General features: G+C 32.8%; 15 protein-coding genes. 3 read left to right on the top strand and 12 right to left on the bottom strand.

Annotation, left to right across the window (positions count from 1 at the left end; genetic code table 11):
* Window positions 1-26: 26 nt before the first annotated feature.
* The 12 genes from glf to ACZ42G_RS04095 all read right to left on the bottom strand — a co-directional run bounded on the left by glf (window position 27) and on the right by ACZ42G_RS04095 (window position 14,132).
* Window positions 27-1,133, bottom strand: a complete 1,107-nt coding sequence (gene glf / locus ACZ42G_RS04150; protein ID WP_464851553.1) for a UDP-galactopyranose mutase — start codon at window positions 1,131-1,133, stop codon at window positions 27-29.
* The gene (locus tag ACZ42G_RS04145) at window positions 1,123-2,229 is read right to left on the bottom strand and encodes a hypothetical protein (protein WP_464851551.1); all 1,107 of its coding nucleotides are present in this window, start codon (window positions 2,227-2,229) and stop codon (window positions 1,123-1,125) included. The genes glf and ACZ42G_RS04145 overlap by 11 nt, the downstream gene beginning before the upstream one ends.
* A gap of 651 nt (window positions 2,230-2,880) precedes the next feature.
* On the bottom strand, window positions 2,881-3,795 hold the full coding sequence (locus ACZ42G_RS04140; RefSeq protein WP_464851550.1) for a DUF4351 domain-containing protein: 915 nt from the start codon (window positions 3,793-3,795) through the stop codon (window positions 2,881-2,883).
* A gap of 25 nt (window positions 3,796-3,820) precedes the next feature.
* Window positions 3,821-4,783: a DUF4351 domain-containing protein gene (locus tag ACZ42G_RS04135; RefSeq protein ID WP_274892479.1), complete on the bottom strand. Its 963-nt coding sequence runs from the start codon at window positions 4,781-4,783 to the stop codon at window positions 3,821-3,823.
* 346 nt (window positions 4,784-5,129) lie between these two features.
* Window positions 5,130-6,032: a DUF4351 domain-containing protein gene (locus tag ACZ42G_RS04130; protein WP_274892478.1), complete on the bottom strand. Its 903-nt coding sequence runs from the start codon at window positions 6,030-6,032 to the stop codon at window positions 5,130-5,132.
* A 25-nt stretch (window positions 6,033-6,057) separates the two neighbouring features.
* Window positions 6,058-6,654, bottom strand: coding sequence for a DUF4351 domain-containing protein (locus ACZ42G_RS04125; protein ID WP_464851548.1), 597 nt, complete (start codon window positions 6,652-6,654; stop codon window positions 6,058-6,060).
* A 300-nt stretch (window positions 6,655-6,954) separates the two neighbouring features.
* Window positions 6,955-7,521, bottom strand: a complete 567-nt coding sequence (gene pdxT, locus ACZ42G_RS04120; RefSeq protein ID WP_274892476.1) for a pyridoxal 5'-phosphate synthase glutaminase subunit PdxT — start codon at window positions 7,519-7,521, stop codon at window positions 6,955-6,957.
* Between the two features lies 1 nt (window position 7,522).
* Window positions 7,523-8,401: a pyridoxal 5'-phosphate synthase lyase subunit PdxS gene (gene pdxS, locus ACZ42G_RS04115; RefSeq protein WP_085112832.1), complete on the bottom strand. Its 879-nt coding sequence runs from the start codon at window positions 8,399-8,401 to the stop codon at window positions 7,523-7,525.
* Window positions 8,402-8,689: 288 nt separating this feature from the next.
* Complete coding sequence (locus ACZ42G_RS04110) at window positions 8,690-9,787, bottom strand: RNA-guided endonuclease InsQ/TnpB family protein (RefSeq protein WP_464851546.1); 1,098 nt, start codon at window positions 9,785-9,787, stop codon at window positions 8,690-8,692.
* Window positions 9,784-10,188 carry an IS200/IS605 family transposase gene (gene tnpA, locus ACZ42G_RS04105; protein WP_464851544.1) on the bottom strand — a complete coding sequence of 135 codons (405 nt, stop codon included), beginning with the start codon at window positions 10,186-10,188 and terminating at the stop codon, window positions 9,784-9,786. Before tnpA ends, ACZ42G_RS04110 begins: the two co-directional genes overlap by 4 nt.
* A gap of 114 nt (window positions 10,189-10,302) precedes the next feature.
* Window positions 10,303-11,469: an RNA-binding domain-containing protein gene (locus ACZ42G_RS04100; protein WP_464851542.1), complete on the bottom strand. Its 1,167-nt coding sequence runs from the start codon at window positions 11,467-11,469 to the stop codon at window positions 10,303-10,305.
* A gap of 155 nt (window positions 11,470-11,624) precedes the next feature.
* Complete coding sequence (locus ACZ42G_RS04095) at window positions 11,625-14,132, bottom strand: O-antigen ligase family protein (RefSeq protein ID WP_464851540.1); 2,508 nt, start codon at window positions 14,130-14,132, stop codon at window positions 11,625-11,627.
* A 186-nt stretch (window positions 14,133-14,318) separates the two neighbouring features.
* On the opposite strand from ACZ42G_RS04095, the gene ACZ42G_RS04090 reads away from it, so the two are divergent.
* From ACZ42G_RS04090 to ACZ42G_RS04080, 3 genes are all read left to right on the top strand, one after another.
* Window positions 14,319-15,335, top strand: coding sequence for an ABC transporter substrate-binding protein (locus ACZ42G_RS04090; RefSeq protein WP_464851538.1), 1,017 nt, complete (start codon window positions 14,319-14,321; stop codon window positions 15,333-15,335).
* 67 nt (window positions 15,336-15,402) lie between these two features.
* Window positions 15,403-16,149: an ABC transporter ATP-binding protein gene (locus ACZ42G_RS04085; RefSeq protein WP_464851537.1), complete on the top strand. Its 747-nt coding sequence runs from the start codon at window positions 15,403-15,405 to the stop codon at window positions 16,147-16,149.
* Complete coding sequence (locus ACZ42G_RS04080) at window positions 16,142-16,951, top strand: ABC transporter permease (RefSeq protein ID WP_464851536.1); 810 nt, start codon at window positions 16,142-16,144, stop codon at window positions 16,949-16,951. Before ACZ42G_RS04085 ends, ACZ42G_RS04080 begins: the two co-directional genes overlap by 8 nt.
* Window positions 16,952-16,967: the final 16 nt, after the last annotated feature.

Raw genomic sequence — 16,967 nt, 5'->3', positions numbered from 1 at the left:
AAATACTAAAAAATTATTTTTTATGTCTAAATTTGTACTCTTTGTATTTTTTTTATTACAGTTTCTACAATATCATCCATATCATAATATTTATATTCTGCCAATCTACCTATAAAGATATATTTACCTGTTTTTACAAGTTCCTCTACTTCTTTTAGATATTTCTCCCGTTTTTTTATATTTTCCTCATTTAAAACTACATAAAAAGGTTCTCCATCAGATTTTGGGTATTCATAACATAATGTAGTTTTACTGTGCTTCTGACCAGTTAAATGTTTAAACTCAGTAATTCTTGTCCAGTCATACTCATTAGGATAATTCACAACAGCTACTGGTTGATAGTATTCTATATCTAGTGTTTTAAAATCGAATTCTAACGACCTATATTCTAATTTACCATAACAATAATCAAAAAATCTATCTAACTCACCTGTATATACTATAAATTTAGTTTTTATTTCTTCTTTTATTTCAAACCAATCGCAACCTAATAACAAATGAATATTTTCATGGCTTAATAAATTCTCAAACATTTTTTTATAACCCTCTTTAGGGATTCCTTGGTATTTATCTGAAAAATACCTATCATCTCGTGAATTACGTACTGGGATTCTTTTCGCTATGTCTTTTGATAAATTTTCAGGAGAAGTATTCCATTGCTTTTTTGTATAATTTTCATAAAAAAGTTTATATAATCTTTCGCCTATTTGAGATACCACTGCATCTTTAAAATTAAGAGAAGGATTATTATATGTAGAATTTTCCACTTCTTTTCTTAAAAAGTCTTCTATTTCTGTGGTAGAAACGTTAACTCCAAATACCTCACATATTGTATCTCTGTTTATCGGAAATGGCACATATCTCCCATTCACATAGCTTAGTACCTTGTGTTGATAAAATCTCCATTCAGTGAATCGTGAAACAAAGTCCCAAATTTTCTTATTGTCAGTATGAAATATATGAGGACCATATTTATGATATAAAATTCCATCCTCATTAAAATCATCATAGCACATTCCAGCAACATGTTTTCTATTTTCAATCACAAGAACTTTTTTCCCATCTTCCGCCAATAATCTAGCAGCAGTAACACCTGCAAGTCCCGCTCCGACAACCGTAATATCAAAATGCATTTATTCGCACCTCTTCCACTGATTCTATAATTTTATTAAATGCTCCTATTATAAACTCTCCTTCTTTTAGTTTTTTAGTTAAAGTCAGCACATTTTCTTTGTATTCTTGATATTCTTCGTCAGTCACATTAATCAGTTTTTGGTGAATTTCTTCTAATGAGTCCACTGTAATACCTATCTTATATTTCTTAACTATTTCTGATGCTGCAGCTTTGCTCCATACTATTATAGGAAGACCTCCTACGATGTACAAAGACAATTTATGAGGACTATTATATCTTAAATAATTACCAAAAACACCACTACAAGATTCGATACTCTCTCCATCCCAAATAAGCCCCCAACCTCCTTCTATATATAAAGGAAGTATATCCGATTCATAAACACCTTTATAGATAATATTTTTCTTTAAAATTTTGGATCCATTAAAACCTGGTCCATATAAATAAAAAAGAAGATTCGAAAAATCAACATTATCTAGAGAATAGATAAAACTTGATTTTTTATGATCAAGATTCCCAGCAAAAGAAATAATATATTTGGACTTATAATTTTTTTCAGACTTAATAACCTCTATCTTTTCAGTAATCTCCTTGCTACTCACTTGATAATCAAACAACTCCAATTCTTGAATTTTACCCTTAAGTCCTTGTCCTACAAGCCATCTTGTCATTGCTGAATTATGAGAAATTATATAGTCAAACATATTAAGCATCTTTATTTCCCTCTTAATAGTTTCGTGATTGCATGAATATCTTAGGGAATCTATATCATGAATAATCCCTACTATTGTAATATCATACCTACGCAACTTTAATATTCGAACGAACATTCTTAATACAATTGAGTTTAATAAAGGATAATGAATAGCAAGTATTACTTTGCCTTTTTTATCAAAAGGTAAAGTATGTAATTTATAAAAAAAAGAAGTTAGTTTATGTAACTTAGCCGTTCCTTCGTATAAATTAAGTTTTTTGAAGCCACATTGATATAGAAAATACTCCACATCTACTTTTGCCTTTGAACCAGCAGTGTAATTTTCTGCTAATTCCAATGACAAAAAATATTTTTGCAATCTATCCACCTCATCTATCATATATTTATTCATCCTTCACATATTTTGCTTTAAATACTTTTTTATATCAACAAATCAAATTTAACTAATATGTAAAATAATAGTTAAAACACTTTGCAAACTACTCTCTCCCCTTTTAAAGAGCATCTTCGACATAAAATTCAAAACTTTCTCAACTTACCATATCCGCCTAAGACTGTGGTACGTCACCCAACTAAGAATAAAAATTCAAAGTACGCCTTTACTCCTAAAGCTTATTCTAATATTTTCACCACTTCCAACACACTAACAATTTAATAGTTTTCAATATTGATTACTTCATATAAAGTATCTCTATAGTCAATATCCCTGTACACACCTTCAATAATATCATTACTGTATGTATAATATGTATAATCTAGTATATACAGTAAAGAAATATAGAATATTAAAGCAAATTTCACACAAATAGCTGTATACATATACCTCCTAAACCAAAAATACTCTCATGTTCAAACCACCATAACTCATGTCAATAATTAATATTTAAATTCTTTGTTTAACTTCATCTCTTATTTTTCAATTGCTAAAAAATAAAAAACTCTCATCCACCCCATTATACGAAATTATGATTTCGTATAATTCTTTTAATATTTTTATAAAAAAATAAAAGGCTCAATAACCTTTATCGATCTAATTATCATTAAAGTATTTATCTAGGTCTTCTATCTTTTTTATATCAAAAATATTCTCACCTATCTTTTCTAATTTATCTATATTTAATTCGTACATTCTTTTTACATACAACTCCGGTATTTTGTTAAATTTTTTATTTAAAAGTTTAATAATCAATTCAGCCTTACCTTCAGCTTTACCTTCAGCTTTACCTTCAGCCTTTCCTTCGGCTTTTCCTTCTTGTATCAACATTTCGGCTATCTTAGTCATTCTTATCACTCCTTTCAATTTATTTTTATATTCCTCGGTCAGAAATTTATCGCTTATTCCTATCAATGCACCGATTATATATGTTTTTTCATCTTCATCTTCTATCTTTTTCGCAAGTTCTACTGCATCTATTGCCATCTCATCACTGCCTTTTTTACTTCCCATCAGCGGCAAAAATATCAAGTTCAATTTATCTATATCTGTTAGTTGTAATTTCCTATCAATTTTTTCGTTTAATTCTTTATATATTTTGTCGCCATCATATTTTGCTAAAAATACTTGATCTACTTTATATATTATTGATCCAATGTCTAATCTGTTAATCGCTTCTTCTATTTTACCAGAATATATTACAACAGTTCTTATTTTTCTCTCATATTTGCCATAAAGCCTTGCATCATACTGCAAAAATCTTTTTATATCAGCTTTTTTATTTGTCGTTTGAAATTCCATGTGCAACAATGAGTCATCTTCTAAAAGAAATATAAAATCTAGCCTATCCTCTTTGACTTCAATTACCGGCAAATCCGCCGGTATAACTGTTACTATTTTAGGTACATTTATCCCGTAAAACTTAAGCGATTTATCTTTAAACTCTTGTGCCATTGATTTTAATATTATATCGTTATTCTGATAAGATATGTCTAAATTATTATCCTTCACTCTTTTTCTCCTCTTATCAATAATGTTAATTTACAATATATTTCTCTATATCTTCTATCTTATTAATTTCAAATATGTTGTCTGCTATTTGAAGCAATGTCTTCTCATCCGCATCTTCAATTAACTTTATATATTTCTCAGGTATATTATTAAATTTCTTCTTCAACAATCTTATAACGAGATTCTCCATACCTTTCTCAATACCTTTCTCAATACCTTTTTCCATACCTTTTTCCATACTCTTTCTTAATTCTTCCTCAGTATATATTTTGAAGTTTGCTTCCTTTAGGTTGTTTATTACATATTTCATCTGTTCCTCATTTAATCTGTCTGCATACATCTTAATCACCTCCGAAACTTTACTCGGATCTATTCTAAATGCCGCTTCAATTAACCTTATTTTATTGTCGTATTCTTTTGTTCCATTTATATCGGATAATATTTTCTCTATCGCATTTTTGAAATAAATGTTATTTGATAAAACCATCAAAGGATAATTTTCTTCTACATTATCTAACTCAGACAATACTATTATCTGCACCGGTATCCATTCATTGTCTATATAATAAATGCCATTATCAGAATTGTCTAATTTAATTTTACGTTCTGCTAAAAATGATATGAGTTTTTTGGGAAGATTGCTACATACAAATGTCAATGTTAATTCATCTATCTTTATGTCATCAACTTCTTTTCGTGATTTATCGTAAGCATTCATTATTGATTTATATAGATATACATAACCTAAACCTTTAAAATAATCATCTATTGATATATAATCATCTGGAGATTTATACTCTATTATATTGTATCTTTTAAATATTTGCCCTACTCTTTTATTTATTTTCCCGTCTTTTTCTTTCTTTATTATTATGACATCTATTCTTAATGGCTCTTTTGATAGATATTCTTCTTGTTTTATTTCTACTTTTTCATCTTTTAGCTCTTCTCTTATGGCTGTTACAAAATCACTGTGCCAATCATTCATTTTATTTCTTTCTCCTTAAATTATATCACATTTTCCTTAAAACAGACATAGCTTCGCCATACGGACACCAGTGAATTAAATTCACCGCCTCCGCTTATACATGGGAATATTACCACCATCAATATTCATGGGTGCCGAAACAACCTCATGAATATTGATGGATAATATTACTACTTTACAATATAGATTTATTCGACATAAAACTTAAAAATCCTTCTTTATTTATCAAATTTTTTAATATTTGCGGCAAGACATGATCCGCTCCACCTAAAGTTTTTCTAATTCCTTCAATTTGCCATGGATATTCATGCATAAAAAAATAAAAGGCTTAATTACCTTTATCGATCTAATTATCATTAAAGTATTTATCTAGGTCTTCTATCTTTTTTATATCAAATATATTCTCACCTATCTTTTCTAATTTATCTATATTTAACTCGTACATTCTTTTTACATACAACTCTGGTATTTTGTTAAATTTTTTATTTAAAAGTTTAATAATCAATTCAGCCTTACCTTCAACTTTACCTTCAGCTTTGCCTTCAGCTTTACCTTCTTGTATCAACATTTCGGCTATCTTAGTCATTTTTATCGCTCCTTTCAATTTATTTTTATATTCCTCAGTCAGAAATTTATCGCTTATTCCTATCAATGCACCGATTATATATGTCTTTTCATCTTCATCTTCTATTTTTTTCGCCAGTTCTACCGCATCTATTGCCATCTCATCACTGCTTTTTTTGCTTCCCATCAGCGGCAAAAATATTAAGTTCAATTTATCTATATCTGTTAGTTGTAATTTCCTATCAATTTTTTCGTTTAATTCTTTGTATATTTTGTCGCCATCATATTTTGCTAAAAATACTTGATCTACTTTATATATTATTGATCCAATGTCTAATCTGTTAATCGCTTCTTCTATTTTACCAGAATATATTACAACAGTTCTTATTTTTCTCTCATATTTGCCATAAAGCCTTGCATCATACTGCAAAAATCTTTTTATATCAGCTTTTTTATTTGTCGTTTGAAATTCCATGTGCAACAATGAGTCATCTTCTAAAAGAAATATAAAATCTAGCCTATCCTCTTTGACTTCAATTACCGGCAAATCCGCCGGTATAACTGTTACTATTTTAGGTACATTTATCCCGTAAAACTTAAGCGATTTATCTTTAAACTCTTGTGCCATTGATTTTAATATTATATCGTTATTCTGATAAGATATGTCTAAATTATTATCCTTCACTCTTTTTCTCCTCTTATCAATAATGTTAATTTACAATATATTTCTCTATATCTTCTATCTTATTAATTTCAAATATGTTGTCTGCTATTTGAAGCAATGTCTTCTCATCCGCATCTTCAATTAACTTTATATATTTCTCAGGTATATTATTAAATTTCTTCTTCAACAATCTTATAACGAGATTCTCCATACCTTTCTCAATACCTTTCTCAATACCTTTTTCCATACCTTTTTCCATACTCTTTCTTAATTCTTCCTCAGTATATATTTTGAAGTTTGCTTCCTTTAGGTTGTTTATTACATATTTCATCTGTTCCTCATTTAATCTGTCTGCATACATCTTAATCACCTCCGAAACTTTACTCGGATCTATTCTAAATGCCGCTTCAATTAACCTTATTTTATTGTCGTATTCTTTTGTTCCATTTATATCGGATAATATTTTCTCTATCGCATTTTTGAAATAAATGTTATTTGATAAAACCATCAAAGGATAATTTTTCTCTACGTTTTCTAACTCTGACAATACTATTATCTGCACCGGTATCCATTCATTGTCTATATAATAAATGCCATTATCAGAATTATCTAATCTAATTTTATGTTCTTCTAAAAATGACATGAGTTTTTTCGGCTATGCCAATCATTCATTTTATTTCTTTCTCCTTAAATTATATCACATTTCCCTTAAAACAGGTATAGCTTCGCCATACGGACACCAGTGAATTAAATTCACTGCCTCCGCTCATAAAGCTTCTATGATCACCAGTAATATTTATGAGTGCCGAAACATCAGCATAAATGTTACTGGATATTATTACTACTTTCTATTTATTCGACATAAACTAAAAAAAATCCTTCTTTATTTATCAAATTTTTTAACAAAAGCTTGAAGTATGCAAAATATAAAGTAAGGCTGCATCTAATGCAGCCCCAAAAAATACTTGTAAAAGCTTAAATCGTTGGTCAGCTCTGGATGAAATGAAGTCGCAAAAAGGTTGCCTTCCCTTGCAGCCACTATTTTCCCATTGTATCTAGATAGCACCTTTACATTTTCTCCCACATCTTCAATATAAGGCGCTCTTATAAACACTGCATCTATTTTATCTTTTGATACATCAGGCATACTAAGTTTTGCAGTAAAGCTATCAAGCTGACTTCCATAGGCATTTCTCCGCACCTTTATGTCCATAATACCAAGATGAACTTTATCATCATTTACGATGTGTTTAGCCATCAGTATCATGCCTGCGCATGTTCCCCATATAGGCACACCCGATCTGTAAAGATCTATTATGGTATCTTTTAAGTCAAAGTCATTAAGCATTTTTCCTATGGCAGTGCTTTCCCCGCCAGGTAGTATAAGTGCATCTATGTTTTTCAAAGTTTCTTTATCTTTTGCCTCTACTGGTATTATACTGTCTAATCTTTTCAGTTTATTTATATGTTCTTCTACAGAACCTTGTATAGCAAGAACACCAACACGCATTTTACCAACCCCTAGTTGCATATAGATCTTTTTCTGAAAGATCCCTTATATCTATGCTATTCATTGCTTCTCCTAATCCTTCCGATACTTCTGCTATTATCTCTGGTTTGTCGTAATATGTGGTAGCTTTTACAATTGCTTCAGCACGCTTTTGAGGGTTCTCTGATTTAAATATCCCTGAGCCTACAAAGACTCCATCTGCTCCAAGCTGCATCATAAGCGCAGCGTCTGCCGGTGTTGCAATGCCACCTGCTGCAAAATTTACAACTGGCAGTTTTCCGTTTTCTGCTACATATTTTACTAATTCATAAGGTGCCTGCAATTCCTTTGCTGCCGTCATAAGCTCTTCTTCGCTTAAAGTCGTAAGCTTTTTGATTTCAGCATTGATAGTCCTCATATGCCTTACTGCTTCAACAACATTTCCTGTGCCTGCTTCACCTTTAGTTCTTATCATTGAAGCACCTTCGCCAATTCTCCTTAATGCTTCACCTAAGTTTCTTGCACCGCAAACAAATGGAACTTTAAACTGCCATTTGTTTATGTGATATGATTCATCTGCAGGTGTCAGCACTTCACTCTCATCGATGTAATCTATCTTCAAAGCTTCCAAAACCTGTGCTTCCACAAAATGTCCTATCCTGACTTTTGCCATAACAGGTATTGACACAGCTTCTTTTATCGCTTTTATGATTTTGGGATCTGACATCCTTGCTACGCCGCCATGTGCCCTTATATCAGCAGGTACCCTTTCAAGTGCCATTACCGCAACAGCACCAGCTTTTTCTGCAATTACAGCCTGTTCAGGCGTCGTAACATCCATTATGACTCCACCTTTTAACATCTGTGCCAAGTTTTTGTTTAACTCATATCTTTCATTCATTGTACTTATTCCCCCTATTTTTATATAACAATTTTATTAATTTATATCAATTGTATCTATTTAATAAGAACATGTCAATCAGTACAATATGGATACAAAAAAAGATACACATATGTGTACCTTAATATTTATAACTTCTTATTTCAAACTTTCAGTGAACCTACTCCATCCTATAGAGGGTGGAGCTTCCTACTTCATAGACCGTTGCCTACTGCTATTCACAGCAGGTCTTACACAATCTTCATAGGCGTAACTTCGGGAGGAACCTTCCCTACAAAATTATTACTCTTATGCTGCTATGCCTAATTGTTTTAATCCTTCATATAGTACATTTATTGCTGCATTTACATCTCTGTCTATCTCTAATCCGCACTCGCATTTGTGTATTCTTACTGATAAGTCTTTTTCTACTATTTTCCCGCATCTTGAACATCTTTGTGATGTATATGCTGGATCTACTTTTACGAAGATTTTTCCCTCTTTTTCTGCTTTATACTGGAGATATTTGTCTAACATTCCCCATCCTGCATTTGCTATCGATTTTGCAAGTTTATGATTTTTCATCATATTTTTTACTTGCAAATCTTCAACGCATATGATGTCATTATGTTTTACTATGTTATAGCTTATCTTATGTAGATAGTCCCTTCTTTGATTCGCTATTTTTTCATGAAGTTTCGCTAATCTTTTCTTTTGCTTTTCTCTGTTTTTGCTTCCTTTCTTTTTTCTTGAAAGTTGTCTTTGCAGTCTTTTTAGTTTCTTCTCTGATTTTTGTAGCCGTCTAGGATTTGAGTATAATTCTCCATCTGATGTTGCAGCTATTGAGTTTATTCCTTTGTCTACTCCTATTGCTTTTTCTCTTATGACTGTTTTTTCTTTTTCTTCTTCTACTTCAACTGACAGATTTATATACCACTTTCCTGCATGGTATTTTATGTTTATTGTTTTGACTTTATTTGGGTCAAAGTTTCTATGTGCTTTGATTTTTATATGCCCTATATTTTTTATGTATACATATCCTTCTTTCCCAAAGTTTCTTTTTGTTTCACATTGTGGAAGTGTTATTGATGTGTAGTGATATTTATCTTTGAATTTAGGATATTTGGCTCTTTTGTCAAAGAAGTTTTTATATGCTCTATCTAATCTTCTCAACACATCCTGTAATATTTGCGATTGTACTAATTTGTATTCTGGATGTTCTTTTTTATATTTTGGAAGCATGTTCTGCTGTTCTTTATATGTAAGTCCTTTGCCATATTGTTTGTAATGTTTTATTCTTTGATCCAGTGAATAGTTGTATAATTTGCGGCACAAATACAATGTATAAAAAAGCTTTTCTTCTTGTTCTTTTGTTGGTTCTATGAGAAAATGCTGACATATCATCATTCTTTCTCACCTTGGCTTTCTATATACTGTTTTATAACTTCTATAGGTGCACCACCTGATGTAAGAAGACAGTAACTTCTTGACCAAAAATATTCTTTCCAAAGTTTTTGTTTTATCTGCGGATATTCTTTTTTTATAAGTCTAGACGATGCACTTTTATAAGCATTTATGAATTTTGATATTTCAGAATTAGGTTCTGCTTTGAAAAGTATGTGTACATGGTCTTTATCGTGATTCCATTCTTGCAGTGATATATTATAATTGGATGATATATTCTCAAATATCTCCTTTAATCTATTTGATATGTTATCGTCTATTACTTTTCTTCTGTATTTTACAACCATTATAAGATGATAATACAATAAGAATACTGAATGATTATTATTATCTAATATTAGCATTATATCACCACTTTGCTTTTTACTTCTGATAATATTATAACATATAATGTTATGGAAAACAATAGAAATTCACCTCCCACCTATAGATGATGGGAGACTTTTTTCAAGCTTTTGTTAAAAATCTGGCCTGTAAATTATCAAAATAAATTCCTCTCCCTGTTCCATAAGTAATGGCTCTCTTGCCCCTAATTCATTCATTTTTTTAAGTATCATTGGAATACCTCTTCCAAGTTGATCAATGTACCTCATGTTTTCCATGTATTTAACAAGGAAAGGATTCCGCGCATACGATACTCCTATTTTCATTTTCTCTATTGTCACTGTATTTGGCAGTCTTCCTGGACTCCTGAACTCTATACGATCATTATACATAAGAACTCTTATTTTAGAGCCGCTTATACTATAATTTCTATGAACCAGAGAATTTACAATAGCTTCTCTCATGACGATCATAGGATATTCTTCTCTTTCTTCCCTTTTTAATCCATTAATCACTGACGGAGTGAGCATATTATTCTTAATCACAACCATTAGCTGCTCCGCTACATCTTGTATTCTTCCTGTTATTATTTTCTTATCGATTAATTCATCTGTGATTTCATTACCATTAAAATGAGCAAAACTTACTCCATTTTGCGGAAGATACTTTTCTGGATTTTTACCAAATACCAATAGCCCTCCAACAGTACAAAACTTTTTCCCGTTATATTCTTTTAATATATCTGCATTTAAAAGTATCCTTTCAACCACTTCCTTAGACTCTTCAAACAAATCAAATGTATTATATTTCATAAAATAGTCTCTAATAATATCAATGTTTAAATCATTAATAGATGTTCCTTCCACAGGTGATATATCAAAATGAAGACTTCCGCTTGTTTCAAAGAGCCGTAGCAATTCTTCTTTTGACGCAATTCTCTTTGTAGTACCTACTCGTATATAGTATTTATGGTCAGACGTATAATATGGCTTATTAAGTCCTTTAGGGATAGTAATAATTGCTATCGTCTTACCGTCTACTTCTATACTTTCATATGAAGGAACAACATTTGGAATACAGTTATTTCTGCAGATATTCATTACCGTTTCTTCTATCTTGTCGTTTTTTATCCCTTTTATATTTCCTTCATCATCAACTCCAATAAAAATTATACCACCTTCCGAATTTGAAAAAGCAACAATTTCCTCGGCAAGATCTTTGGCTTTAATTTCTTCTTCTTTAAACTCTATATAAGAATTTTCTCCATTTTGTATTATATTTTTTACTTCCTCTACAGTCATATAAAAACCTCCCAATATTAACAGATATCAAATCTTATTAGCTTATTCATTCACATTTTTGTCTTCTTACATTAATTATAACATTTTCACATCACAAAAAAATGTACTTATTATATTAAAAATGAAGACACAATATGAATACAAAAAGGGATACATCACTGTATCCCCTTCAACACTTCTTTTGAATTTTGTATTATTTGCTTTGTGACATCAGTCATGGGTTTTGGCTCTTCTGACTTTGAATTAGCCTTATTAAACAAGTTCTCAACATCTACAGCCTTTTCAAGATATTCCTTAGCTTTTGTTTTATCATTGTTTTGCAGGTAAAACATGCCTACTTTATTATAAGCATCCGCCAACTGCTGATAATTTTCTGGCCTTAAGGGCTGTACATCGACGGCCTTTTTAACATACTTAAGCCCATTATCTATCTGACCATGAGATAGATAAAATGCTCCAAGCTGTGCCAAAAGCTGAGAGTTGTACGGTTCTAAATCGACTGCTTTTTGTTCTTGGGTCATCGCTGCTTGATAAGTAGCCCCATCTTTTGTCTGATCTGCTATACTTGCCAATGTCTGACCGTAAGACATCCTGTACTTCGCATTCCACGGATCATAAGAAACAGCGCTTTTGTAGTACTGCATTGCCTGAGGAATATTGTTAGTCTTTGCAAATTGGTCTCCTTTTTCTGCATAGCTCAAAGCTGTGGAAAGTGAGAAAGACATAAACATGACAACTATGCCTGCTGCCAAAACGCCAAAACTGTAATATCCTTTGTATAATTTCTTCCCTTTCACTACAGCTATATTTTTAGGTGCTTTGCTTATGTTCATGCTGTTTATTATGCCGATAAGGGAATATAAGGCTATTGTGACAGCAGACAGCGAAAGATCAAAATCCATAGCAGCATGGGCATATATGCTCAATATGCCTAAAGTTGCCGCCGCCAGCAGTATGCGCTCATATCCATCCATTTCAGCTTTATAAAGCCTAAATATTGATAATATGAGAGTTATTAAGAAGAAAATCATTGCTGCTGCTCCAACTAAACCTGTATCAAGCAAAACCTGCATGAAGTAATTATGTGTCTGTGTAGTCCAGTACAAGTATGACTGATATTTGAAGTAAAGTGACGCCCAAGCACCTCCGCCTGCGCCAAAAAGCGGATAGTCTTTAAAAATCTTGAATCCGTCCTTGTAAAACTGCATTCGCTCTGAGCTACTATGGCTTGTCAAGCTTATGTCTTGTATCCTTGATGCCACATTTTCAGGCAAGTATTTATATTTAAGCATTATATTTTGAACAGCATTTGGGTCATTCTTAGGATAGATGTACGCCTTGTCAAATGTCACAGAGGTACCTTTAAAGTAGTTTGTAAAAGTTATAGCTAGTCTTTTTGTGTCTTTCAAAGTAGAGAATTCTATCGTCTTTTCACCACTGAAAGTCTCTTTGTCGTACACATCTTTTATCTTTGTAGGCTGATCGAGGTCATTTCTGCTTTCTATGGTAATGTCGTACGCCCAATCCTTATTATCACCATTCTTTGATATCACATCGTACTTCAACACATATATTCTGTCAGCATCAACATCGACAAATCTTGTAACACTTTTACCGCTATCTGCCTCGTTTTGACTATGACTTAGCGTAAGAGGTACTTCCGTTGTCAATACCATATAACCTGCTACGGTTGATAACACACCAACAATGACAATTATGGATATGCCTATTTTTAAGCTTATCTTGTTTACCGTTTCTACCAAAAAACTTACAATGTACGTAAATAACAATGCTAAGAAGCATCCTACAAGTATCCACATAACCAAATTGTGAGGCTTAGGTCCATTTACGACAGAGTTAAATTTAAGTATTGGCAACGCTGACGCTACGATTATACCTATCAAGTAAATAAAAGGCTCTACCCTTTTCCCTTTTGGCATCATTATTATAAGGAATAAAAACAGAAAAGGAAACATCACCCAAGCGCCTCTGGATAGCGTAAAAACATAAGCATAAAGCTGCATAAAAGCTTCTACTCCGTAAACTGCTTTTAAATACCTGTTTTCTGTGTACGATATGAGTGCAAAATTTACAAACAAAAATGCCATCAAAAACGATGCAGCAGTATTAGCATATTGAAATGTAGAATTAATCCTTCCTCCAACCCATGAACCATTGTAGTTTACGTACCCTGCTGCAGATAAAAGGCCTACTAAAGCTACTCCAAATGAGCTTAAAACAAGCACATTCAAAAGTATCCATATTTTTTTCTTGTCATTGGCAAGTCTGCTGACCAAAAAGTATATAAAAACATAATCGACGTACTTTAATACTTCTCCTATTGCAGATCTTACATTTACAGCAAAAAACGTAGAGATGAGATATGCTCCTATTATTGATATTGCAGCATAATCCAGTCTTTCAGAGATTATCGGCTCTTTTCTTACAATCTTCATCAATGACCATATTATGGCAACAATTGAAGTAATGCATATAGTAGGCAAAAACTCATTGTCAAAGTACATGCCACGAAAATACGGCGGCAATGCTATAAGAAGAAGCAATGATATGTAAAATACAATATTCATCACGTTTGTGTAATCTGTGCTTCTTTTAGAAACATCAATGTTGACCTTGTTCTTTTTTGCTGCTTTTTGTGCCATATCGATTCTCCTTTATATATTTTATAAAAATGCACAAATAATCATATTCGACAAAAAAACTTAATTTCCTTCTTTTGAAATCATTTAACAAAATACAGCGTGAAAAAAACTTCATCTTTTTTCAATCACCATTTACAATTGATAGAATATAATAAACTGAAATCAAATTAAATAGGAGGTATCCGCATGAGAGGCAGAAAATTACTTATTTTCACTCTTATACTCATATTTGTACTTACATCTTTCTTATTCACCGGCTGCAAGGCAAAAGAGCAAAAGCTTACAAAGATAAACTTTATTGAAACCGTGCATTCAATTTTTTACGCGCCATATTATGTAGCTGTCAACAAGGGCTTTTTCAAAGAAGAAGGACTGCAATTAGAGATAACTACTGCACAAGGCTCCGATAAAGCTGCGACTGCCGTAGTTTCAGGTCAAGCTGACATTGGACTACAAGGTCCAGAAACCACCGTTTATGTGTACAAAGAAGGAAAACAAGATTATCTTGTGAATTTTGCACAGCTTACCAAGAAAGATGGCTCTTTCTTAGTTGGCAAAAAACCGGAGCCTAATTTCAAATGGGAAAATCTAAAGGGCAAAAAGATAATAGGTGGAAGACCCGGCGGAATGCCAGAAATGACTCTTGAATATATACTGAAAGAGCATGGTATAGACCCTAAAAAAGATGTAAATCTTGTAACGAATCTTCAGTTCACAGCGACAGCAGGTGCTTTCATGAGATCAGATGCAGACTATGTGGCACTTTTTGAACCAACCGCATCACAAGTTGAAAGCGAAAAAGGAGGATACATCGTGGCATCTATAGGTGCCGCCGGACACGATGTGCCGTATACAACATTTAACGCAAGAAAAAGCTATATAAAGGAGCACCCTGATATCATTCAGCATTTTACGAATGCGGTTTACAAAGGCATGTTGTACGTGCAGTCTCATTCATCAAAGCAAGTAGCCGAAGACATAAAATCATTTTTCCCAGATACTGATATTGATATAATTGCAAAAGTAATCGACAGGTATAAAAGCATAGATGCATGGGGCACTACACCACAGATGAAACCATCTGATTTTGATGCTCTTCAGAATGTCTTATTAAACGCAGGTGAAATCGACAGCAAGGTAGATCCAAACGCATTAATCGACAATACTTTTGCAGACAAGGCTGTCGCAACAATAAAGAAATAATAAATTGGGGACAACCGAAAGATTGTCCCCTGTAAGCGTGTCTAAAATATGACAGGAGGTGCATCTGGTGAGGAAAGTAATGGTTGAGCTTTCAAACATATCTCTAAACTATCATACGATAAAAGGCGAGACGGAAGCTATAAAAGACGTATCATTTAACGTATATGAAGGAGAATTCGTAGGCGTCATAGGCCCTTCTGGATGCGGTAAATCCACACTTTTGTCTATCATTGCTGGTCTTTTAAAGCCATCAAATGGAAGCGTAATTGTAAACGGAAAAGTAGGATACATGCTTCAAAAAGACCATCTTTTTGAATGGAGAAACATCATGCAAAACGTCATTTTAGGTCTTGAGATACAAAACGCTGTCAATGAAAACTCTATAAAAAACGTAGAAGATCTATTAGAAAGATATGGATTATCAGAATTTAAGTACCATTATCCTAATCAAATATCCGGTGGTATGAGACAGAGAGCAGCGCTAATTAGGACACTGGCCTTAAAGCCTGATATCATGCTTCTCGACGAGGCTTTCTCGGCCCTTGACTATCAAACGAGGCTCGCCATATCTGATGAAGTGTGGACTATTTTGAAAAATGTTAAAAAGACAGCGGTAATAGTAACCCACGATATTTCCGAAGCCATCGCAATGTGTGACAGGATTGTAGTCTTGTCCAAAAGGCCTGCAGTCGTAAAAAACATATATGAGATACATCTTACGTGTGACGACCGATCGCCTATCGGATGCAGAAAAGCACCTGAATTCAAAGAATACTTCAACGAAATATGGAAGGAGCTTGATGTGCATGTATGAAGCAACTCAAAACATGTCAAAGGAGCATGTAGAATTTCTGAAGAAAGTGAAAAGAAAAGAAATCGCCATTAAAATCACTCAAATATCCATACTCGTTGCTTTTTTCGCATTATGGGAAATAGCAGGAAGGCTAAAGCTCATAGATCCATTTCTGTTCAGCCAACCATCTCGCATGATAAAGACCATAATAAACTTAAGCGAAGACGGCTCACTTTTTACGCATATATGGGTCACATTAAGCGAGACGCTTATTGGATTTGCTCTCGGGACATTTTCTGGCATAGTGATAGCTATACTGCTTTGGTGGTCTGACTTTGCCTCAAAAGTCGCAGAACCGTATTTGATCGTCTTAAACAGCCTCCCTAAAATCGCCTTAGGACCAATATTTATAGTCTGGATGGGAAATGGCGAAGCACCAATTATAACGATGGGCTTAGCCATATCGCTGATTGTGACTATTATAAGCCTTGAGACAGGGTTTAAACAGGTAGATGAAGATAAGATAAAACTTCTAAAGACGTTTGGAGCCACCAAATTTCAAATACTGACAAAATGTATACTGCCCGCCAGCATACCAACTATCATGTCTGCTATAAAAATCAATATGGGTTTATCCTGGGTCGGTGTCATAACAGGAGAGTTTTTGGTATCAAAAGCAGGATTGGGATACCTTATCGTCTATGGAGGGCAAGTATTCAAGTTAGACATAGTAATGACAAGTGTCCTTATACTGTCTATCCTGGCCGCACTTATGTACGTGCTATTAGTCTACATCGAAAAGAAAATCATCAAGTGGCAGTAGTTTTCATTGATACACC

The organism is Thermoanaerobacterium calidifontis, from assembly GCF_055381745.1.
Note: the sequence above shows the minus strand (reverse complement) of the source record. Positions and strands in the feature narration are given on the sequence as shown.

Excerpts from the sequence above, each read along its gene's own strand:
- pdxS (WP_085112832.1), bottom strand. The coding sequence starts at position 8,401 with ATGAATGAAAGATATGAGTTAAACAAAAACTTGGCACAGATGTTAAAA.
- ACZ42G_RS04110 (WP_464851546.1), bottom strand. The coding sequence starts at position 9,787 with ATGATGATATGTCAGCATTTTCTCATAGAACCAACAAAAGAACAAGAA.
- ACZ42G_RS04080 (WP_464851536.1), top strand. The coding sequence starts at position 16,142 with ATGTATGAAGCAACTCAAAACATGTCAAAGGAGCATGTAGAATTTCTG.
- ACZ42G_RS04125 (WP_464851548.1), bottom strand. The coding sequence starts at position 6,654 with ATGTCATTTTTAGAAGAACATAAAATTAGATTAGATAATTCTGATAAT.
- tnpA (WP_464851544.1), bottom strand. The coding sequence starts at position 10,188 with ATGCTAATATTAGATAATAATAATCATTCAGTATTCTTATTGTATTAT.
- ACZ42G_RS04095 (WP_464851540.1), bottom strand. The coding sequence starts at position 14,132 with ATGGCACAAAAAGCAGCAAAAAAGAACAAGGTCAACATTGATGTTTCT.
- pdxT (WP_274892476.1), bottom strand. The coding sequence starts at position 7,521 with ATGCGTGTTGGTGTTCTTGCTATACAAGGTTCTGTAGAAGAACATATA.
- ACZ42G_RS04100 (WP_464851542.1), bottom strand. The coding sequence starts at position 11,469 with ATGACTGTAGAGGAAGTAAAAAATATAATACAAAATGGAGAAAATTCT.
- ACZ42G_RS04090 (WP_464851538.1), top strand. The coding sequence starts at position 14,319 with ATGAGAGGCAGAAAATTACTTATTTTCACTCTTATACTCATATTTGTA.
- ACZ42G_RS04145 (WP_464851551.1), bottom strand. The coding sequence starts at position 2,229 with ATGATAGATGAGGTGGATAGATTGCAAAAATATTTTTTGTCATTGGAA.
- ACZ42G_RS04135 (WP_274892479.1), bottom strand. The coding sequence starts at position 4,783 with ATGAATGATTGGCACAGTGATTTTGTAACAGCCATAAGAGAAGAGCTA.
- glf (WP_464851553.1), bottom strand. The coding sequence starts at position 1,133 with ATGCATTTTGATATTACGGTTGTCGGAGCGGGACTTGCAGGTGTTACT.